We start from the raw sequence: 257 nt of genomic DNA on the forward strand, positions 1-257 counted from the left end.
TGTCGAATGATGTGGCTTGCGCAGGGTCAAACACCTTCATACAGAACAATTAATCGCTTTAGAGTTAATCCGTATATGATGGAATTTCTGCACATTTTATATGTTGGTTTACGTGCGCAATTACTAGAAGATAAAGTGATTACTGAAGATGTTATCTATATAGATGGAACGAAGATAGAAGCGAACGCCAATAAGTACACATTTCAATGGTTGGCAAATACAAAGCGTTTCAGTAAGTCTGTTGTCGAAAAGTCGAC

General features: G+C 37.4%; 1 pseudogene. It reads left to right on the plus strand.

Annotation, left to right across the window (positions count from 1 at the left end):
* Window positions 1-75: 75 nt before the first annotated feature.
* A pseudogene (locus CD122_RS12005) lies at window positions 76-257 on the plus strand (IS5/IS1182 family transposase); the annotation flags it as partial.

Origin of the sequence: Staphylococcus rostri (assembly GCF_002902145.1) — a bacterium.
Taxonomy (GTDB): Bacteria; Bacillota; Bacilli; order Staphylococcales; family Staphylococcaceae; genus Staphylococcus; species Staphylococcus rostri.